Genomic DNA, 21,711 nt, shown 5'->3' with positions numbered 1-21,711 from the left:
ATGAGTCTGCGTCGTAAGAAATATGCCCTAAGTCTGTCCTTTGACAAGTATTTAAAACAATTGCTTTAGGGCAAAAAACTTTCAACACTTGCAAAATGGAAATAGAAGATTTCATGCGTTTGTCGTGTCATTTTGGCTATGATTATTTTCATAATTGCTTAAAAATGCTAAAATAAAGAGAAAGATGTTGAAGTCAATAAAGAAAGAGGCGAAAGTTATGCATACGATACTACTTGCTGAAGATGATCACGATATTGTAGAATTGTTACAATTATATTTGGAAAGTTCAGCCTATAAGGTGTTGGTAGCTCATGATGGTGAAGCTGCTTATGATCTTTTTAAAAGTCATGAGGTAGACTTGGCTATTGTTGATATCATGATGCCTAAACTAGATGGTTACGGGCTAACGAAATTGATTAGACAAGATAGTAATATTCCGATTATCATTTTGTCTGCTAAAATATCTGATGTAGATAAGATTTTAGGGCTAAATATCGGTGCTGATGATTACGTGACGAAACCTTTTAATTCATTGGAAATTGTGGCACGTGTGCAATCTCATTTAAGAAGATATTATGAGTTAAATGGGCCGGCTAATAAAGAGTCAAAGGAAATCATAGTTGGCAGTTTACGGTTGAATGTTGATGAAGCTATTCTTAATAAAAACGATGAGATCATTCCTTTAACAGCAACTGAGTTTAAAATCTTACAAAAATTGATGAAATATCCAGGGCAAATTTTTACTAAATTGCAGCTTTATGAGGAAATCAATGGTCGTTCCCAGTATATGGAGGGAGATGATAATACCATTGTTGTCCATGTTTCTAACCTCCGTGATAAGATTGAGGATGATGCCAAGAACCCCGTTTATATTAAGACATTAAGAGGGATAGGATATAAGTTTGAAAAACAAATCTAAAAAGCGTGCTAGTTTGGTTCAAGTCCTCTTAGGGCAGTTTATTATTTACATGATCATCCTATTGGTAGCTGTGTTTACTTGGATTTACCTATCATTAACAGTTATGGCAACCTTTAATATGGGCGTTTCCAAAATGGAGTTATCTAAGATTGAGAAGCAATTAAAAAAAGAGAATTTCGATTCTAGGTTATTCTCAGTGCTTAATCGGTATGGGCAGTTTTATGAAATCATTTCTCATGATAAGGGGATTGTTTACTCAAGTGATCCTTCTCATAATCATAATTTTTCTAATGAAGAATTAGAGATTATGTTGCCTTATGATGCAGACTATTATTATACTAGTACCCCTTATTCAACTGATGATGGTAGCATGCGTTATTTTGTCCAAAGAAATAGAGAATCAATGGATAAGTATGTTGCCTCTGATGTGATTGTTGAAGAAGAAGAGTTCGTTTATCTATTAGATAACAATCTTAATATCTTAGTGTCAAAGGAGTCAAACCAGAAAAAACGGTTTACGTCTCGAGAACTTAGAATTTTAACTCAAACGCTTTTTGATGAATACCATCTGTATAAACATGATTTTAAAACAGATAGTGGTGAAGAAATGTCCGTAGTGATGTTTAGACCATACGATACTAGTTTGGAAGTGCAAACGTTTTATGACCGTATCATCTTTAATTTGGGATTTTTATTGTTGTTGGTAGTGATTGTTATCATTGTATTTACCTGGAGACTGAACAAAAGAATTTCCGTACCGCTGAAAGTTTTGGATGATGCGATTAAAAAATTATCTCAAAAGGATAGGGTTGAGACCGTATCTGATTATAGTGGACCAAGGGAATTGATGGAGATTTTTGAAACCTTTAATGCCGTATCTCTTGAACTCTATAATAGTGAGGCAAAACGTCGTGAATTAGAAGAAAGTAAGCAAACGATGATTGCTAATATTTCACATGATTTAAGGACACCTATTACGGTTATTCAAGGTTATTCTAAGGCTTTAACAGACAAACTTGTTGTTGAGGAGACTAGGGAGCGTTATACTCATATTATCCATCAAAAATCGATTTTATTAGGTGAGTTGATTTCTTCTTTATTTGAGTTTAGTCAGGCTCAGCATCCGAATTTTAAGTTGCAGGCAGAGCGTATTGATTTTTGTGAATACTTACGAAATTATTGGGCAAAACGCTATGATGAGTTTATGTTGCAAGATTATCGCTTGAACATTGAAATTCCAGAAACGTCTTATTTTGTTCAACTTGATGATTCTCGCTTTACCAGAGCATTGGATAACTTATTGAATAATTTCATAAAATACAATCCTTCACAAACAACTTTATCTTTCAAGGTGAGAAGTGAAGAACATACCTTGATTTTAGCTATTGCTGATGATGGTACAAAGATTTCAACAGATATTGCAGCAACTATTTTTCAACCATTTGTAACAGGAAATTCTGCAAGAACGTCTGGAGAAGGTGGGACTGGACTTGGCTTAGCCATTGTTAAGCAGATTGTTACCTTACATGGGGGAAATATATGCCTTCGAACAGAAAATGTTGCCCCTTATTCTAAAGTCTTTGAGCTTACCTTACCAATTGTAACTGAATTAGAAAATATGTAATGGTATTGCGGTAGCAAAAATGAGATATAATCCTAAAGAGGCTGGGTAATACTCATCCAAAATCAAAATTAGCAGTTTAAGTCAAATCAAGAACCAATAAATGGATTGATTTTCCAGAGCTTCTTTAGCCCAAGCTCAGAAATAAAAGAGCGAGAGGAATTTGCTTGGTAAGAACGGATTTTTGGGAGAACTACAGAAATTGAAAGTCAATTTCGTAGTAGTTCCCCCGCAAGGATGATTAGGTTGGACGCTGTCGAGTAGTCGACAAGTACAGCCAATTATCTACTGCGATAGAGATAAGCTCAAATCTAGCAATGAAACTCCGTAGAAGGTTGGGAGACTGACTTCGTCAACTCTATTTCCCACCTCCAAAGGTCTCCCAGACCTTTGGAGCGTCCGCACTTTTAAGAAAGAAGCAAAAAAGTAATTTTTGATTTTTGTTAAGTATTATCAACGGAAAATTCAAAAAAATATTTAACCAGTTAATGTTTTTACTTGCTAATTTTAGAACTTATAGGTATAATAATTATTGCAATTTAGTTAACTGGTTAATTTGATTGCACATCATATCAGAAAAGGAGGGGAGTATGGCAAAAAAATCCAAAATCGCTAAATTTAAGAAGCAACAGGAATTGATTGAGCGATATGCTGAATTACGTAGGGAATTAAAAGCCAAAGGAGACTATGAAGGGCTTCGTCGATTGCCGCGTGATTCAAACCCTAATCGATTGAAAAATCGTGATTTGATTGACGGACGACCACATGCTTACATGCGCAAATTTGGCATGAGTCGTATTAATTTCCGTCAGTTAGCTTATAAGGGACAAATCCCAGGTGTCAAAAAAGCAAGTTGGTAATAGTTGTCTATTACTTTTGCTCTCCTTGTTCTTTGAAGTGTAAGTCAATTAATAAGGAAGAGAGTATGATGTGCTAATAGCCATAGCATGTCAAAACATTATTTTAGCAATCATAGATGCTATTGATTTATGGTCAAAGCTCAGTATGCCAAGATGCTGGGCTTTTCGCTGTACGATTTATGAGATGGCAAATCTAGTCGCTTGAATTAAAAGGATAATACCTAAAGTCGTGTAGTATAAGATTTGGGGAAACATCGGATAAATATAGTTATTTGAATTAACTTTAATATATCGTTACTTTCGACTTGCCGTACTCAAGTACTGTTTGCGTCTCAGTCCCTTGTCTTAAAGCTAATTCATTCGACTATAAATGAAATAAGCAGTGATAGAAGGCGATTGAGAATAGCAAAAATAAACAATATCTAAAAATGATTAAAATAATCTAAAGTTTACCATAAAAATAGCTTAAGATTGTTGTAAAGGGTTGCACTAGCAAATGAAATGATGTAATATTCTAGCGTTAGATAAATACATAATAGAAGTGAGGAAATTATGGACACACTAAAACGTTCTCGTTCAGTTGTTTTAATCGTACTTTATGTGATGGCAGTCTATCTGTATCGTCAAATCAGTAATCATTTTGAATTACCACCGTTGTTAAATACTGTTTTATTTTATGGGCGCCACTTGCTGATTTTTGGTGTCGGGATGTTATGGCTGTATCGAGACGATTATGTAAAAGAAGCAAAGCAATTTTCACAAAAAGTGTTTCAGAATATCTTATGGGTAATACTGATTTTTGTCGGTCTTTATGTAGCTAATATTTTACTTAGCAGTCTGCCATTAGAAGAATCTAGTAATGAAGCAGTTCTAGCGAATCGTTATATTGCAAGTGAAGGTTTTGAAACATTTCTCTTTATTTTAGTTGTGAGTATCATCGGTCCTATTAATGAAGAGTTGATTTTCCGAAAAATTTTAATTGGAGAAGGAGAATCAAAAAAGGGTGTTCAATTCGCTAGATTGTTAGTCTCATCATTACTATTTGGTTTGGTTCATATCTATTCCTTTGGTGAGTTGTTATCACTTGTTGTCTATAGTGGTTTGGGTTTGTTACTAGGTGTCGTTTATCTTTGGAAAAAGAATATCTATTTTTCAACGGTGGCTCATATTTTAAATAATAGCCTAGCTTACATCTTTATTTTATTAGAGACGCTGGGAATATTAGGGCAATTGCAATAAACTAATTTTTAAGATAGAAACTAAAAAGTGCTAAACGAGTAAAAATTATCGTCTAGCACTTTTTATTATTTATTTTCTAAAGAGTTTGTCTTTTTGGTAAATTGGGTCAAAGGTTACGTTGATACCGAGTTTACGGAAGACGTTTTTATCTTCTTCTGGAAGATTTACAGTTGAGTGGACTTCGCTGCCTTTTAGGTTGCCAAGTTCTTTCATCGCTTTGTCAGCTTCTTCATTGTTCATAGCGGTAATGGCAAGAGCAATCAATAGCTCGCTAGAGTGAAGGCGTGGGTTGCGATTTCCTAAATGGCTAAGTTTTAGATTTTGAATTGGTTTGACATACTCAGGTTCGATTAAATGAGTATCCTTAGCGATACCAGCAAGGGCTTTGATACCATTGACAATAACTGCGGCAGATGGTCCAAAGAGATCTGAGGTTTTACCTGTGACGATTTGTCCATTTGGTAATTCCATAGCCAAAGCAGGTGCACCAGTCAATTCAGCTTTTTCACGCGCAGCTTTTGTCACCAAACGATCCAATGGAGAAATACCAAGATCGTTCATCAGAAGTTCAATCTTCTTAACAGCTGTTTCGCCAACACGCTCTGCCTTGAATTCAACAAGGGTTTGATAGTAGCGACGGATAATTTCTTGCTTAGAAGCCTCTTTGGCAGCCTCGTCATCTGTAATGGCAAAGCCGACCATATTAACTCCCATATCGGTAGGAGAAGCGTATGGTGAGCTTCCTAAGATACGTTCGAGCATGCGCTTAACAACAGGGAAAATTTCAATGTCACGGTTGTAGTTGACAGTTGTTTTTCCATAGGTTTCCAAGTGGAAAGGATCAATCATGTTAACGTCATCAAGGTCTGCTGTTGCAGCTTCATAGGCAAGGTTAACTGGATGGTGCAGTGGTAAATTCCAAACAGGGAAAGTTTCAAATTTCGCATAACCAGAAGTCACCCCATTGATTTGGTCATGATAAAGTTGAGAGATACAAGTTGCTAATTTACCTGAACCAGGTCCAGGTGCCGTCACAACGATGAGGTTACGGCTAGTCTGAATGTAATCATTTTTCCCCATTCCCTCTGGTGAAATGATGTGATCAATGGCTGTTGGATATCCAGCGATTGGATAGTGGAGGTAAGAGGCGATGCCGTGTTTATCAAGTTCTTTACGGAAGGCATCAGCTGCAGGTTGACCAGAGTATTGTGTGATAACGACAGAACCTACAAAGATATCCAAGTCATTAAATTTATCAATTAAGCGGAAAACTTCTTGGTCGTAGGAAATACCAAGGTCACCGCGAGCTTTAGAGTGTTCAATATTGCTAGCGTTGATTGCAATAACAATCTCAACTTGATCACGGAGTTCGTGGAGGAGTTTTATTTTATTGTCAGGCTCATAGCCGGGTAACACACGAGCAGCATGGAAATCTTCAAGCATTTTACCGCCAAATTCCATGTAGAGTTTACCATCAAATTGGGCGATTCTCTCTAAAATATGATCTCGTTGCAGGTTTAAATAGTGTTCAGAGTTAAAAGCTTGTTTTATCATTGTTGTTCTCCAAAAATAGTTTAAGTCTGTATCATGGCGAAATGGTGTGATTTCGATGATATTTAGTGTGATTGGGAAATGTTTTTTAGTTTCTAGAAAAAGCTTGCGCGCTCAGCATTTTTCTGAGAGAAAAAACAAAAATAACCCCCTAGAAACTAGGGAGCTTTTTACGACCTCAAAAAGAGGTGCCCGAACAATAATATATCAGAGATTAGAAATTTTGTCAACTAGGAAAAATTTCCTGTGAGGATCCTGTGGGGATGTCCTTAGCTGATTTTGGTTTGTGGTGAGTTAAATGCTACTATCTTACCTTATTTTTTAGGGTCAGTATTTTTGAATGTCAGGTCAGCGGTAGAGATTTGAACATCAATTTTTTCTTGATTTTGATTATCTAAATTGAGTAGTTTTTCAAGATTTTCAGCGGCATACTTTGCAACTTTTTCCTGACGTTCGCTATCCTTGATAGCCTCTTGACTAGTTTCATATACGGTTTCTTGAGCCTTTTCTTCTAGAAAATCCATCGCTTTTTTGCTAGCAGTAAGAAGGTCAACTGCCTTATCAACAATTCCAGAAGAGGAGCTAACAATTTTGGGATTCCCCTCTTGTTGACTATCAACATTGACTGTTAAAGGCGTTTTAAAGGTTAAGACATTATCTTTGAGTTCGATATCATCCTGGTTTAACTGAGTTAAATCAAGTTTAAATTCTGTTTTTATAGGAACTTTAACTTCGATGTCTCGGCTGATAATAAGGTCTTTGAAAAAATTCGTCCATTTTGGCCATTTTTTAGTAGCTTCAGATTCAAAATTTTGATTTCGAGTGGTTTCCCACTCAGCTCCTGCAACCAGTAACTGATTTTCCTTTGTGAATTTTTTGAGGACAAAATTGTACTGAGCATTTGAAGTTCCATTAAATCGGTTTATTTTCCAAGTAATAAAAAGTCCTAGACTTGCTAAAATGACTAGTAATACCAATACTGTTGCTAATTTGTTAGCTACCATTTTACCAAAAAATTTCATAGAATATTCCTCCTAAGCGCATTATATATATATAATGTCAATAGATATTTTGAAATATTTTAGTAACTTTCAGGGACTTTGATTGGTTTGTGATTTTGATGCCTTGTGATTTTGATGAGGATTACTACAAAAAAGATAAGATAGCTAATCATACTATCCTATCTTTTTATTTACTTAAATTGATAATCTTTGGTAACTTCAATAGATTTGATAACGATATCTTCCAGTGGTTTGTCGGCATCGTTGGTTTCGACAGAGGCGATAGTATCAACGATGTCCATACCTTTGATGACTTGACCGAAGACGGTGTAGTTACCATCTCCACCAGAAGTGCTTGGGAAACCACCCTTTTTATAGGCATCGATAATTTTTTCTGGGTAGTAACTTGGATCTAATTGCGCAGACCAATCTTGTTGGTTCTGAACGATAAAGAATTGGCTACCATTGGTGTCTGGTCCAGCATTGGCCATTGAAAGGGCACCACGGATATTGTAGAGGTAGTCAGAGATTTCGTTTTTGAAACCAAAACCACTATCAATCTTGCTGTCCTTATCTTTCCAAATTGATTCACCACCTGTTCCATTGCCGAGTGGGTCACCAGATTGAACCATGAACTCATTGATGACACGGTGGAAAATGACGTTATCATAGTAGCCTTCTTTAGCGTGCGTCAAAAAGTTTTCAACCGCCAGAGGGGCTTCTTCTGGGAATAATTTTATGGTGATATCTCCCTTGGTAGTATGCATCACAATGGAAGCTTCATTTTCAGCCACTTCTGTAGAAAGTTGTGGGAAAACGGTATCTGATTGATTGAGCTTTTCGATGTGTTCGCTTTTTTTCTTAGAAGCAAGCTGAGCATCCACATAATCATCCCCTTTTATCGCACGGTCAAGTTGTTGGCAGCCTGAAAGAATAGTCATAGAGGCTAGCGCAAGCAATGATAATTTTGCAAATTTTGTCATAGGTACTCCTTAAATCTTAAATTCCTCTCTATTTTACCATAAAGTCATCAGGAATGGCTTAAATGACAAGTGATGCTAAATTTGTGTTATAATGGAAAAAAGTTCATAAGGAGAATGATATGAAAACAAGAGAAGAATGGTGCCGGCTGTTTGAGACGGTTGTTGGGCGTGCACCGACAGAAATAGAGGTCTTAGCTGCCGAGAAAAGTCGCTTTAGTCCAAAAGCAATCATCCCGATTTCTGAAGGAAAGTTTTTTGAAGACAGTGCTGTCGCAGATGAGGTTGTAACGGTTCGTGATGAAGTTGCCATTTCGGCACCCTCTCTAGAAACTATTCAAAACTCAGATAATGTTATTTCTAGTTCTAAGCCGACTGAAACATTTATTCTAAATCCTAGCAAGGAAATTATTGCTTTACCGATTGTGTCATTTGTCATATCTGGGGTGACAATTCTTTTAAGCCTAGTGCTCAAGTCGCCTTTGTTACTTTTGACTCTGTCTCTGGCTTCATTGACTTTAGGAATTGTGAGTTTAGCGGTTAACTTTAATAAGAAAAAGAAAATCCTGTCGATGATTGCTCTGCCACTAGCCGTAGGAGCCCTAGTTATCGCGACTAGTGTTGGAATTTATCATGCTACCGTAGAGAGGTTTGAAAGTATCGCTCAGAGCAGATTTGATGAGGATTGGGATTATGACGAAGAAGATTCTTTTGAAGAAGCGTTTGACGAGGAGTTTTATACTGATCCAGATGCGCCTTTTCGTTGGACAGAGGAAAAATTCAAATCCCTAAATTTTGAACCAGATACAATCACTTCAAGTATCACAGCAGACGAGCTTGTTGACAAATATGGAATGGCTAATAGGGGAACCTATTTAGATAATTATTTGACTCTTTCTTATAGTGATGAAACTGACAGTAAATATGTTGACCTATCTTTTTTTCAAAATGAATTAGGGGATTGGATGCTAAACCATGGCTATATGACAACTGAAGCGAAAGATATCAAAATAGTAGCCGAGGAGGATTATAACTCTACTTGGACCAAAGAAGAGTTTGATAAACTGATAGAAGGTGACTATGATCGGCTAGAGTTGGGCAATTCATGGAAAGATATCCTTTCAAAATATGGACAACCAACATTTGCTGAATACACATTGTCAAATTACGGAGATGGTTTTACCAAGGAGCTTAATCTTTATTACACCGATTGGTCAGCTGATGCAGGAAAATTATCTGATGTTAGCCTTACTTTCACGGAGAAAAATGGAGATTATTTTTTAACCTATAAGTATTCTGAATAAACGATATAAGAGATAAGCAACTTCTTTTAGAGAGCTTGTCTCTTTTTTTAGAAATCAGTGACCAATGAGCCTTCATTCCTCAAAACGAGAAAAACGTGATATAATAATGCTATGTCAAATACTCGAAAACAATCTAATAAACGTTCTACCAAACGTCAGACCAAGGCAGATTTCGAAAAAAGTCAGGCGACTAAACGACTGATAACAGCCGTTATTGTTGTCCTTTTTTCGATTTTTGCAGTCTTTCGTATTGGCATTTTTGGAACCACTCTTTACAATATTGGCCGCTTTTTTGTAGGAAGTCTAGCCTATCCAGTCTTTCTGTTTACCATGATCTATTTGATTGGCTTTAAGTTTTTTCATAAGATAGAAGGATTGGTTAGTGGTTTTGTGATTTTCATGATGGGGCTTTTGATGGAGTGGCATGCTTGGCTATTTACCATGAAGGCATTTGCTGGGAAAGCCGTTTTCAAGACAACACTTGGTCTTCTTGCTAAGGATATCTCAGCTTTTGAAGTCAAACACTTTGTCGGTGGAGGGATGCTTGGTGCGATTCTTTATGCCCCAGTTTCTTTCCTTGTCACCAATATTGGGACCTTCATGATTGGCACCCTATTCATTTTGCTAGGCCTGTTTTTGATGAGCCCTTGGGATGTCCATGACCTATCACAGTTTACTGCGCAAGCTTTTGAAAAATGGCAGAGCAATGCCGAGTTGAAACGCCAAGAACGCTTTGTCCGCCGCGAAGAAAAAAGACAGCAACAAGAAGCTGCCGCTCAAGAACAAGCTAGACTGGAAGAAGAAGCTCGTCTGGCAGAATTAGCTTACGATCCGGAAACGGGTGAAATCTTAGAGCCTGTTGATGGACAGGTGTCTAATCTACCTTATGAAGACGATTTTGAGCCAGAGATTTTAGGCTATCAATTAGACGAAGAGGTCTATGACATGGATCATCTGCTAGAGGAGGCTCCTCAAGAGTTGTCACAAGAAGCAGTGCCTGTCGAGGATGATGAGCCTGTGACGGTTGATTTTTCACCGAAAAAAGCAGCGCTCCTCTATCAATTACCAACGATTGATCTTTTTGCCCCAGATAAGCCGAAAAACCAAACGAAAGAAAAGTATATTGTCCGACAAAATATCAAAGTTTTAGAGGATACTTTTAGGAGCTTTGGTATCGAAGTCAAGGTGGAGCGGGCAGAAATCGGACCGTCAGTGACGCGCTATGAATTAAAACCAGCGGTGGGTGTTCGTGTTAACCGTATTTCAAACTTGGCTGACGATTTGGCCTTGGCTCTTGCAGCTAAGGATGTGCGTATTGAAGCCCCAATTCCAGGGAAATCTTTAGTGGGAATTGAAGTTCCGAATTCAGAGATTGCGACAGTTTCCTTCCGCGAATTATGGGAACAATCAGATGCCAAACCTGAAAATCTCTTAGAAATTCCACTTGGTAAAGCGGTGAATGGCACAGCTAAGTCCTTTGACCTTGCTAAAATGCCTCACCTTTTGGTCGCAGGCTCAACAGGTTCAGGGAAATCTGTTGCGGTCAATGGAATTATTTCGTCCATTCTCATGAAAGCCAGACCTGATGAAGTCAAATTTATGATGATTGACCCTAAAATGGTTGAATTATCAGTCTACAATGATATTCCCCACCTCTTAATTCCTGTCGTAACCAATCCACGTAAGGCAAGTAAAGCTTTGCAGAAAGTTGTTCAAGAAATGGAAAACCGCTATGAATTATTCAGTCATATCGGTGTGAGAAATATTGCAGGTTACAATGCCAAGGTAGCTGAGTACAACGCTTCTTCTCAAGAAAAACAAGTCCCCCTTCCCCTAATCGTGGTGATTGTCGATGAGTTGGCTGACTTAATGATGGTTGCCAGCAAGGAAGTGGAAGATGCTATTATTCGTCTAGGTCAGAAGGCGCGTGCAGCTGGTATTCATATGATTCTGGCAACGCAGCGACCATCAGTTGATGTTATCAGCGGTTTGATTAAGGCAAATGTCCCATCACGAGTGGCTTTTGCCGTGGCATCAGGAACAGATTCACGTACCATTTTAGGTGAAAATGGTGCTGAAAAACTGCTTGGTAGAGGAGATATGCTCTTCCATCCAATTGGAGAATCTGCCCCAATTCGCTTGCAAGGTTCGTTCATCTCCGATGACGATGTGGAACGAATTGTTAATTTTGTTAAAAATCAAGCAGAAGCTGACTATGATGAGTCCTTTGACCCTGGTGACGTTTCTGAAACAGATGGTGGTTTTGATGGAGAAGGCGGAGCTTCTGAGGGCGATCCTCTTTTTGCAGAAGCAAAAGCTATGGTTATTGAAACACAAAAAGCGAGTGCTTCAATGTTACAACGGCGTTTGCAAGTTGGCTTTAACCGTGCAACTCGTCTCATGGAAGAATTAGAAGAAGCAGGTGTTATCGGACCAGCAGAGGGAACGAAACCAAGAAAGGTATTAGAGCAATGAATTTAGACACTGTGCATCATGTCGCGATTATTGGAAGTAACTATGAGAAAACGCGACAATTTTACGTCGATTATTTAGGTTTTGAACAATTGGATGAACATATTCGTCCTGAAAAAAATGACATTCTTTTCAATGTGAAAAAAGGTCAGTTGACCTTAGAAATCTTTATCAAACCAGATGCACCGAAACGCCCTGCTATGCCCAATCCAGAACACACAGGCCTCCGTCATCTAGCCTTTAAAGTTGAAAGTGTCGAAACCTGTTTAGCAGAATTTGATCAATTAGGCATCCGCCACGAAGAACTACGCTATGATGATTTCGATGGAAAGAAAATGGCCTTCTTCTTTGATCCAGATGGCCTCCCCTTAGAAATTCATGAATAATGGCTTATTGCAGATCATAACCACCCGTCTAACGGGTGGTTTATTTGTTTCGAACTTACGGAGCGAGATGGACTAATACTTGTCCAAAATCAAAATTTACATTTTGAACCTCTAATATTATTGATAGACTACCGAACGAAGTGAGGCTAAAATGTTTCTTCCACTAGAAATAAGTATAAAAGTCTGTTCAGATGTCATTCTGAACAGACTTTTTAAAATGCAAAAACGGCAATAACCACAGCCAAATAGAAAAAGAAGCTGAAGATGAAGCTTAACCGCCAAAAGAATTTGAAAAAACGACGATAGGTAAAATTCTCCCTGCTTGTTTTAAACAACCAGAGTGACACTCCAATTGCTAAAAGGCTTAAAACAAGAAGATAATGAGGAAGGTAGGAGTGCACGAAAAATTTTTGAGAAACAATCACAATCTCGAACATAAAGACTGGTAGAGCTAAGTCAGCAAAATTGACCTTAAAACGCTCAAGACTAAAGAGTTTGACCAAAGCCAGTCCAAATAGTGGTGTTAAAAATAGAAAAGATAGGGCTAAAATTTTATAGAACATCATACTGCTATTGTACCTTTAATAGGCAGACTTGTAAAATATTTTCTTGTCCTTATGACTAAACTAGGTATGCTCTGTTTTTGGAAGAGAGGTATAATTGGTTCTAAAGATAAGCTGGAGTACCTTATTTTTACTTCGTTAGCCCAATTGCAAGGTCCACGATTGTTGCCTTTTAGTAGGAGAAAAATGTATGAATTTTCGGATTGAAACTTGTATTTTTCATGTTTTTTTTATATAATAAAAAAATATCAAGGGAGTAGCAGACGGGTCAGCCCGTGATTATGTCGTCATTACGAAATTAATTTCCGGCATAATCTTAAACCGCGAGACTTGTTTGGAATAAAACAGGTCTTTTTATTTTGAAAAGACCAAAGGAGGAGACGAAATGTCTAAGGAACAAAACCGTCAGGCGTATTATACGCAGACAGAGGAAGCTGTTCTTGAAGCTTTACAAACGTCTAAAAAAGGTTTGTCAGGTGAAGAAGCAGCTAAACGTTTGGCTACCTACGGCCATAATGAATTGGATGAAGGTGAGAAACGTACCATCTGGCAAAAATTCTTGGATCAATTCAAGGATTTGATGATCATCATCTTGCTTGTCGCTGCGGCACTTTCAGTTGTCACTGAAGGAACTGAAGGGTTAACAGATGCGATTATCATTCTTTTGGTAGTTGTCTTGAATGCTGCTTTTGGGGTTTACCAAGAGGGGCAAGCAGAAGCTGCTATTGATGCCCTTAAATCAATGTCAAGTCCAGTGGCACGTGTTCGCCGTGATGGTCACGTCACAGAAGTAGACTCAAAAGACCTTGTACCTGGTGATATTGTTATGCTTGAAGCAGGTGATGTGGTACCAGCAGATATGCGCTTGTTAGAAGCTGCTTCGCTTAAAATTGAAGAAGCTGCTCTTACAGGGGAATCTGTGCCAGTTGAGAAAAACTTGGCTGTAACGCTTGCTGAAGATGCAGGTCTTGGTGACCGTGTGAATATGGGTTACCAAAACTCAAACGTCACTTACGGACGTGGTATCGGTGTTGTTACAAACACTGGTATGTACACAGAAGTTGGTCACATTGCGAGCATGCTTGCTAATGCTGAAGAGACTGACACACCACTTAAACAAAACTTGCACCACTTATCTAAAGTCTTGACATATGCTGTGCTTGTTATTGCTGCAATTACATTTGTGGTTTCTGTATTTGTCCGTGGTGAGAAGCCACTTGATTCATTGATGACTGCGGTAGCTCTTGCGGTAGCTGCTATTCCTGAAGGACTTCCAGCAGTTGTTACCATCGTTCTTTCAATGGGAACACAAGTTCTTGCGAAACGTAACTCAATCATTCGTCAATTACCAGCGGTTGAAACACTTGGTTCAACAGAAATCATTGCATCAGATAAAACTGGTACCTTGACAATGAACCAAATGACAGTTGAAAAAGTTTACTACAACGGTCAAGTCTTTGATGCTGCAGATGATATCGCAGATGACAATATGACCCTTCGTGTCATGAACTTTGCCAACGATACAAAAGTTGACCAAAACGGCAAACTTATCGGTGACCCAACGGAAACAGCTCTTGTTCAATTTGGTTTTGACCACGCTTTCGATGTGCGTGATGCCTTGAAAGCTGAACCACGTGTGGCTGAATTACCATTTGACTCAGATCGTAAATTGATGTCAACGATTCATAAGTTGGCAGACGGACGTTACTTGGTTGCTGTTAAAGGTGCGCCAGATCAATTGTTGAAACGTGTGACACAAATTGAAGAAAACAGTACTGTTCGTCCGATTACAGATGCGGATAAAGATGCGATTCTTTCAACCAATAAATCTCTTGCCAAAGAAGCGCTTCGTGTCCTTATGATGGCTTACAAATACGAGTCAGAAATTCCAACGCTTGAAACAGAAGTTGTGGAAAATGGTCTTGTCTTTGCTGGTTTGGTAGGGATGATTGACCCAGAACGTCCAGAAGCAGCGCAAGCCGTTGCCGTTGCTAAGGAAGCTGGTATCCGTCCAATTATGATTACTGGTGACCACCAAGATACAGCGGAAGCTATTGCCAAACGTCTTGGAATCATTGATCCTAATGATACAGAAGACCATGTCTTCACTGGTGCTGAACTCAATGAATTGACGGATGAAGAATTCCAAAAAGTCTTCAAACAGTATTCAGTTTATGCGCGTGTATCGCCTGAGCACAAGGTTCGTATCGTTAAAGCATGGCAAAATGAAGGTAAAGTCGTTGCCATGACTGGTGACGGTGTAAACGACGCACCGTCATTGAAAACAGCTGATATCGGTATCGGTATGGGTATTACAGGTACAGAAGTATCTAAAGGAGCTTCTGACATGGTCCTTGCGGATGATAACTTTGCGACCATCATCGTTGCCGTTGAAGAAGGACGTAAGGTCTTCTCAAATATTCAAAAAACTGTTCAATACTTGCTTTCAGCTAACATCGCTGAAGTGTTGACAATTTTCCTTGCTACCTTGTTTGGTTGGGATGTTCTTGAGCCAGTTCACCTTCTTTGGATTAACTTGGTAACAGATACCCTTCCAGCGATTGCGCTTGGTATGGAACCTGCTGAGCCAGGTGTCATGAAACACAAACCTCGTGGACGTAACTCAAGCTTCTTCTCAGGTGGTGTTCTTGGTGCCGTAGCTTACCAAGGCTTGATGCAAGGTGCCCTTGTACTTGGTGTCTATGGTTATGCTATCGCGAACCCAGTTCACGTTGGTGACTACCATGCCATCCACGCAGATGCCCTTACAATGGCTTATGCAACGCTTGGATTAATTCAGTTAGTGCATGCTTTCAACGTTAAGTCAGTTTACCAATCTGTCTTTACCGTTGGTCCATTTAAAAACAAAATGTTTAACTGGGCAATTATTGGCTCACTCTTACTGCTTGTAGCCACTCTAACAGTACCATTCTTAGAAAAAATCTTCCACGTGTCTCACCTTGATTTGAGCCAATGGTTGGTTGTTCTTATTGGTAGTTTCTTAGCCTTTGTCATTGTTGAAATTGTGAAAGCTGTTCAGCGTGCCCTTGGACACGATGAAAAAGCCATTTAACACAATATGAAAATGGAAAGTCTCGACACTGTTCGAGGCTTTTTCTTGTTCTTATAAAGCAACATTTTTCAGAGAAATTTCGGTAAACCATTGTTAATTATTGAAAAATAAACAGAAATGCGTGAAAATGTTTTATTGTTATTAAAACTCTTGACAAACAAAGAAAACGCTTGCATAATAATGGTGTAATATTAAGATTGGAGACATCTATGTCTAAGAAAAATAAATTTGTTGATAAAAAAGTAACTGGTTTTAGAATGTGGAAATCGGGTAAGAAATGGTTGTTTGGAGCTAGTGTTCTTACGGCAATTAGTTTTGCAATAGGAATGCAAACGGTTTCTGCAAATGATGCAGCAGTGGATTCTATAACAATCGATCAATCACAGCCATCCGCAGTTGAGGTCAGTAATGCTTCTGCTGGACAAGAAGAACCCGTAACTTCAGTATCTGAAACCGAAACGATTCCTGCAGTTTCATCCCAATCAGATTCAGAAGTAACTGGTATAGAAATAACACCTAAAGACAATTCAAGGGAAGGAAACTCAGCACCAGTATCGGAAGAAGAATCTACTCCTAAACCAAGAACTGCTCGGTCGGTTTCAACTACTGAATCTGTAGAAGCTCCAGAGGAAGTTACTATTGAGCAGTTTGTCGAAAAGAAACCAGTGACAATTCATTTTGAGACAGATGCACAAGGACCTTATGGAGTCTGGACTTGGGAAAGTGGCCCGGATGGTAAATTTACTCCAATGGCTTTTAATGGTAGTAAACACGAAGCTACTTTGCAAGCTAATAAAGATAAGACTTATATTAATTATATTGTTGCCAAAGCAAAAGATAATGGTGAACCTGATTGGAACAATAAACAAACCAGCAACATGGTTGCCACTGTCAATGAGTTTGCTGATACCCATGTCTATATTGGTAAAGATAAAAAAAATAATCAAGGGGTTTCTCAAAGTTGGTATTCACAAGTTTCTGCCCAAGATCCAAAATTTGATGAAACTTACGCCTATATTGATAAAATTGTCAATCCAAACAAACCTGATAACTTTGAAACTGTTGGTAAGGCAGGAAGACTTGGTGCAACTTTAAATGAAGATGGTAAAACAGCTAAGATTAATCTTTGGGCACCAACTGCTAAAACAGTTAAGGTAAATTTTTATCAATCATCAACAGACCCAAAATCAGATAAACTAGCCACAGTTGCTATGACTAGAGGTACTGATGTTGATAGCAGTGACTATAAAAATAATACTATTGGTGTCTGGTCACTTGAAATAAATGAAGCATTTTTGAAGCAATACAAACTTGAAACTGCCGAAATGCTGTCTTATGATTATGAGCTAGAAATTCCAAATGCTTACTTTATTCAAGCTGAAGAACATAAAAAAGAAGTTAGCACAGGCAAGTGGGAAAGAGCATATTATAAATACCGTAACTCTGTTACTGGTGAATTATTAAATGGGCCAGACTATCAGGTAGGTAAAGAGACTAAAAAAACTATTTTAGGGGATAATGAAGCTAAGTGGGAGGAAATTGCTGCCTTCTATGCTAGTGGAAAAATTGAGCGTGATGATAAGGGTGAGATTGTTCCTCAAAAACAAGTTTATCAAACCGTTAAAACTCAGGACCCTTATTCAGTCGGCGTTGTTCAAAATGGTTCTCGTTCAGTCATTTTAAATCCGAGTAAGTATGGTAGTAAGGTAACTCAAGGAAATGCCAAGAGAGTTTCTTCTTTATCTGAATTGAGTGTTATGGAAATTGATGTTCGAGATTTTTCAATTGATCCAAAATCGGGTGTTGATAAGGAAAAACGAGGCAATTTCTTAGGTCTTATTCAAGAGGGGACAAAAAACGGCAATCAAATGACTGGACTTGACTACCTTAAATATACAGGTGTTAAATATGTTCAAGTGATGCCAGTTAATGATTTCCAAACAGTTCCAGAATTGGATAAAGGGGATGAAAAAGATAGCGAAATAGCGGGCGCTGAAGAAGATGGTGTCCATAACAATCAGCAAAACTGGGGCTATGATCCTAAAAACTATAATGTTCCTGATGGTTCTTATTCAAGTGATCCAAGTAAACCAGAAGTTCGTATTCAAGAGCTAAAAGAAATGATAAATGGTCTCCATAAAGCTGGCATTAATGTGGTCTTGGACGTGGTCTATAATCACCTCTACCATGGTCAAGAAAATCCATTTGAATGGACTGTTCCAGGATACTATTATGCTGTTAATGGCGATGGTGCTATGAATAATGATGTCGGCGTTGGAAATGCCGTTCGATCAAATTCTCGCATGCTGCGCCAATTCATTGTTAATTCTGTTGTGTACTGGGCGACAGAATATGGTATTGATGGTTTCCGTTTTGATGCCATGAGTGACCTTGATACCAAGACATTGTCTGATGTCCGCACAGCTTTGGACAAAATTGATAAAAAAATCGTCACCTATGGCGAAGGTTGGGATAGTATGGGAAATTATCTCAAAGGAGAAGGTGACGAGGTTAAGGCCAGTATTGGTAACGCTATAAAATTACCAGAATATGGTTTCTTTGATGCAACTGGACGCGATGCTATTGCAGGATCTCAATATAATGATAATGGCGGAGCTAAAGGATTTGTGAATAGCGAATCAAATTATAAAACTAATAACAATAAAGATAAACAGTTAGACCAAGTTACTAAGAGTTTACTTGGTGGATTGGATCAAAAATATGCTAATCCATCACAACAATTGAACTATGTTGAAGTACATGATGGGAAAACCTTATACGATTTGTTGAAAAAATACAATGAATCAGATGATGATGCTAAACTGAAAAATCGTGTTCAATTAGCCACAGCCATGAGTGCTTTGTCTCAAGGAATCCATTTCTCACAAATGGGTCAAGAATTTGCTCGTACTAAAAATCATAAGCATAATACTTATAATGCGGGCGATGTTTACAACAAGATTGATTGGGAACTTGTCGGTAAAAATCCTGACATGGTTAACTTCTATAAAGCTTTGGTAGCCTTTAGAACTCAGGAACCTCTGATGCACTTAACTGATTATAAGGATATCAATGGCAAAGACAATAGAACTCCTAAGATGGTTATTACCAATGCACAGGATAATTCTGGAATTATTACTTATGAATTACGTGGTGATAAAGGTGGTAAATATGTGGTTGTTTTTAATAATAACACCTCGCCAGATCATGGTGGACGTCTGACATTAGGTGGCCAGGAGTCATGGTACTATGGTGGCAAATTAGACCAGCAACCATTAAATCCAGAGGGGAACCGTGGTCAAATCAATGAAAAGAATGATTTTACAAATGCTTTTGTTGTCCTAAGTAATTCTAAAGGACTTTATGACAAGATTGGACAAACAGTTGGCACAGAAACTGTTACGCTAGACCATCTTTCTGCTACAATTTTCTATATACCTGCAGAACCAAAATTGTCGGAAATTAAAACATCCAAACAGACCATTACTTATGTAGATAAAAAGGGAACTCCTTTAACTGACGTCCCTGCTAAAGAGCGTAAAGTTTCCTTTGTGACAGTGACTAAGCAAGATCCAAACTTCAAGTTTACGTTTGAAAAATCACAACTGACTACAAAGGAAAATGATCTCGGACATAAACAAAATATTCTAACTGGCTTACGTGATAATGCAGAAGTAACCTATGCTTATTATGCTGAAGACTTAAATGGAAATCCTGTTGAAGTTAGTGAAAAGCCATCTTTGGATGCCAAAGGAGTGCCGGTTAGTGAATCTAAGAATATCATTTGGAAATTAGCTAGCGAAGCTGGTGGTTTTGTTAAAGGGGCGACGGATTCTCAATTGCCAATGGGTTATACTAATAATGAGAATGAATGGTTAAATAAAATTCGTTATTACCTTACGTCTGTATCCCATCCAAATGTTAAAGGATATAAGGTAGTAGATATTTCCCCGGAATCGTCTGGCGATTTAAATGAAGTAAAAATACTTCCATTATCAATTGTAAACAATCAAGACATTAAAGTCACTTACGCTAAGCAAAGCCGAGCAATCATTGTTTCCAAAGCAGATCCAGAGAATGATTTGCAAGATGTAGACAAAGTACCATCATATGGCTACTTTGTGGATGGTTATGACGGTAAAGATATTGTTTTCGATGATAAATTAATTAAATTAGATCGACTTGGTTACACCTACACGGTTAATGGGAAATCAACACTTGCTGAAGCTGTCGCAGCTACTCCAAATTTTGGAGAAGAAAATCGAGTGTTTGAGGTTCTATACACACCAAATGATGCTAAGGTAAAGGTAGAATTTATTGATGTTGACAATGGAAATGCTGTTGTTGCTCATAATGAGATTGCTGGTAAGGTTGGTGAACAATTCAAAGTAACTACTACTACTGACTTAGTTGACAAAGCTAAATATGACATTCTAGAAGGTCAATTTGATAAAGAAAAGTTACATTACTTTGATAAAGTTGATGATACAGATGCGATTAGTCAAGTTATCAAAGTAATGTTGGCACATAAGCATGAGATTCGTCAAATAGAGACAATTAATCGTGTTATTTATAAAGGTGTTCCAAATCAGCACCCAAAAGAAACAGTGGTGACTTGGACGGTTGATAAAGATTTAGTCACTAATGTAGTAACTTATAAACCGCATCAAGATAAGACAGTGATTGAAACACCAGAAATTGAAAATTATCATGCAGATGAAAAATCTATTGTTTTTGAAAATTCCACTGGTGTTGTCCAACCTATGGATCAAACTAAGGAAGTTGTATATAAAGCAATCAAACCGTTGATGACGTTAACCCCAGCCTTTATCCCAATGAAGAAATTAACGCCAGCAACAGTACCAATGAAGGAATTGGAACCATCGTTCAGACCGTTAACGCCATTGACGCCAGCGACAGTACCAATGAAGGAATTGGAGCCATCGTTCAGACCGTTAATGCCATTAACGCCAGCAACAGTGCCAATGAAAGAACTGGAACCATCATTCAGACCGTTAACAAAATTAACGCCAGCAACAGTGCCAATGAAGGAATTGGAACCATCGTTTAGACCGTTAACACCATTGACGCCAGCGACAGTACCAATGAAGGAACTGGAACCATCGTTTAGACCGTTAACGAAATTAACCCCAGCAACAGTGCCAATGAAAGAACTGGAACCATCATTCAGACCGTTAACGCCATTAACGCCAGCGACAGTACCAATGAAGGAACTGGAACCATCGTTTAGACCGTTAACGAAATTAACCCCAGCAACAGTACCAATGAAGGAACTGGAACCAGCATTTAGACCGCTAACAAAATTGGAACCAGCACAACGAATAGAAACATTAAAAGTTGAAGCGTTGATACAACCTGAGAAACCTGAGTTGTTCCTACCGGAGGATTTCAAATCAGAAACATTATCTCAGTTATCTGAATCAAAAGGACCTCTCTCAAATACCTCAGAAGTTGAAGTGTTGGTACAATCTGAAATTCTATCAGAAAATTCAAGAAACTCAGATATAACAGTGATGTCGCTAGAGGTCACTAATTCAGCTAAAAGCTCCTTATCTTCAAAAGAAGATACGAGTGTATTGTTACCAAAAACAGGTGAAGAAGAGCAGTTATACCTCACAATGTTAGGTGGTCTACTTTTCACCCTTGCAATGGCTGGTGTTGGGATCTCTGATAAATCTAAGAAGGTTAATGATTAGTTGATTAATGTCTTCGAGATAGTTA

General features: G+C 38.1%; 13 protein-coding genes. 9 read left to right on the top strand and 4 right to left on the bottom strand.

The features are described from left to right. The first annotated feature begins 217 nt into the window (after positions 1-217). The 4 genes from EAF07_RS03305 (at position 218) to EAF07_RS03290 (ending at position 4,639) form a co-directional block, all read left to right on the top strand. On the top strand, positions 218-919 hold the full coding sequence (locus EAF07_RS03305; RefSeq protein WP_121834870.1) for a response regulator transcription factor: 702 nt from the start codon (positions 218-220) through the stop codon (positions 917-919). Then, positions 903-2,543, top strand: a complete 1,641-nt coding sequence (locus EAF07_RS03300; RefSeq protein WP_121834862.1) for an ATP-binding response regulator — start codon at positions 903-905, stop codon at positions 2,541-2,543. The genes EAF07_RS03305 and EAF07_RS03300 overlap by 17 nt, the downstream gene beginning before the upstream one ends. Positions 2,544-3,130: 587 nt before the next feature. Beyond that, positions 3,131-3,400, top strand: coding sequence for a 30S ribosomal protein S14 (gene rpsN / locus EAF07_RS03295; RefSeq protein ID WP_121834861.1), 270 nt, complete (start codon positions 3,131-3,133; stop codon positions 3,398-3,400). A gap of 552 nt (positions 3,401-3,952) precedes the next feature. Continuing rightward, entirely contained in the window at positions 3,953-4,639 is a 687-nt protein-coding gene (locus EAF07_RS03290) for a CPBP family intramembrane glutamic endopeptidase (RefSeq protein WP_121834860.1), read from the top strand. A gap of 69 nt (positions 4,640-4,708) precedes the next feature. Here EAF07_RS03290 and EAF07_RS03285 read toward each other — a convergent pair whose 3' ends face one another. The 3 genes from EAF07_RS03285 to EAF07_RS03275 all read right to left on the bottom strand — a co-directional run bounded on the left by EAF07_RS03285 (position 4,709) and on the right by EAF07_RS03275 (position 8,174). Then, positions 4,709-6,193, bottom strand: a complete 1,485-nt coding sequence (locus EAF07_RS03285) for a DUF1846 domain-containing protein (protein WP_121834859.1) — start codon at positions 6,191-6,193, stop codon at positions 4,709-4,711. 311 nt (positions 6,194-6,504) lie between these two features. After that, the gene (locus EAF07_RS03280; protein ID WP_121834858.1) at positions 6,505-7,212 is read right to left on the bottom strand and encodes a hypothetical protein; all 708 of its coding nucleotides are present in this window, start codon (positions 7,210-7,212) and stop codon (positions 6,505-6,507) included. 170 nt (positions 7,213-7,382) lie between these two features. Beyond that, entirely contained in the window at positions 7,383-8,174 is a 792-nt protein-coding gene (locus EAF07_RS03275) for a peptidylprolyl isomerase (protein WP_121834857.1), read from the bottom strand. 119 nt (positions 8,175-8,293) lie between these two features. Here EAF07_RS03275 and EAF07_RS03270 point away from each other — a divergent pair, with 119 nt between their 5' ends. The 3 genes from EAF07_RS03270 (at position 8,294) to gloA2 (ending at position 12,333) form a co-directional block, all read left to right on the top strand. Beyond that, positions 8,294-9,475 carry a hypothetical protein gene (locus EAF07_RS03270; RefSeq protein ID WP_121834856.1) on the top strand — a complete coding sequence of 394 codons (1,182 nt, stop codon included), beginning with the start codon at positions 8,294-8,296 and terminating at the stop codon, positions 9,473-9,475. A gap of 111 nt (positions 9,476-9,586) precedes the next feature. Further along, on the top strand, positions 9,587-11,950 hold the full coding sequence (locus EAF07_RS03265; RefSeq protein WP_121834855.1) for a DNA translocase FtsK: 2,364 nt from the start codon (positions 9,587-9,589) through the stop codon (positions 11,948-11,950). Further along, positions 11,947-12,333: an SMU1112c/YaeR family gloxylase I-like metalloprotein gene (gene gloA2 / locus EAF07_RS03260; protein WP_121834854.1), complete on the top strand. Its 387-nt coding sequence runs from the start codon at positions 11,947-11,949 to the stop codon at positions 12,331-12,333. Before EAF07_RS03265 ends, gloA2 begins: the two co-directional genes overlap by 4 nt. A gap of 212 nt (positions 12,334-12,545) precedes the next feature. On the opposite strand, the gene EAF07_RS03255 is transcribed toward gloA2, so the two are convergent. Next, entirely contained in the window at positions 12,546-12,899 is a 354-nt protein-coding gene (locus EAF07_RS03255) for a DUF3397 domain-containing protein (RefSeq protein WP_121834853.1), read from the bottom strand. A gap of 382 nt (positions 12,900-13,281) precedes the next feature. Between EAF07_RS03255 and EAF07_RS03250 the strand changes: the two genes are divergently transcribed. Together EAF07_RS03250 and EAF07_RS03245 are read left to right on the top strand one after the other, a co-directional pair. After that, positions 13,282-15,969, top strand: a complete 2,688-nt coding sequence (locus EAF07_RS03250) for a calcium-translocating P-type ATPase, PMCA-type (RefSeq protein ID WP_121834852.1) — start codon at positions 13,282-13,284, stop codon at positions 15,967-15,969. A gap of 209 nt (positions 15,970-16,178) precedes the next feature. Further along, positions 16,179-21,686: a KxYKxGKxW signal peptide domain-containing protein gene (locus EAF07_RS03245; protein ID WP_121834851.1), complete on the top strand. Its 5,508-nt coding sequence runs from the start codon at positions 16,179-16,181 to the stop codon at positions 21,684-21,686. Positions 21,687-21,711 lie beyond the last annotated feature (25 nt).

This window comes from Streptococcus hillyeri, assembly GCF_003686955.1.
Lineage (GTDB): Bacteria > Bacillota > Bacilli > Lactobacillales > Streptococcaceae > Streptococcus > Streptococcus hillyeri.
Note: the sequence above shows the minus strand (reverse complement) of the source record. Positions and strands in the feature narration are given on the sequence as shown.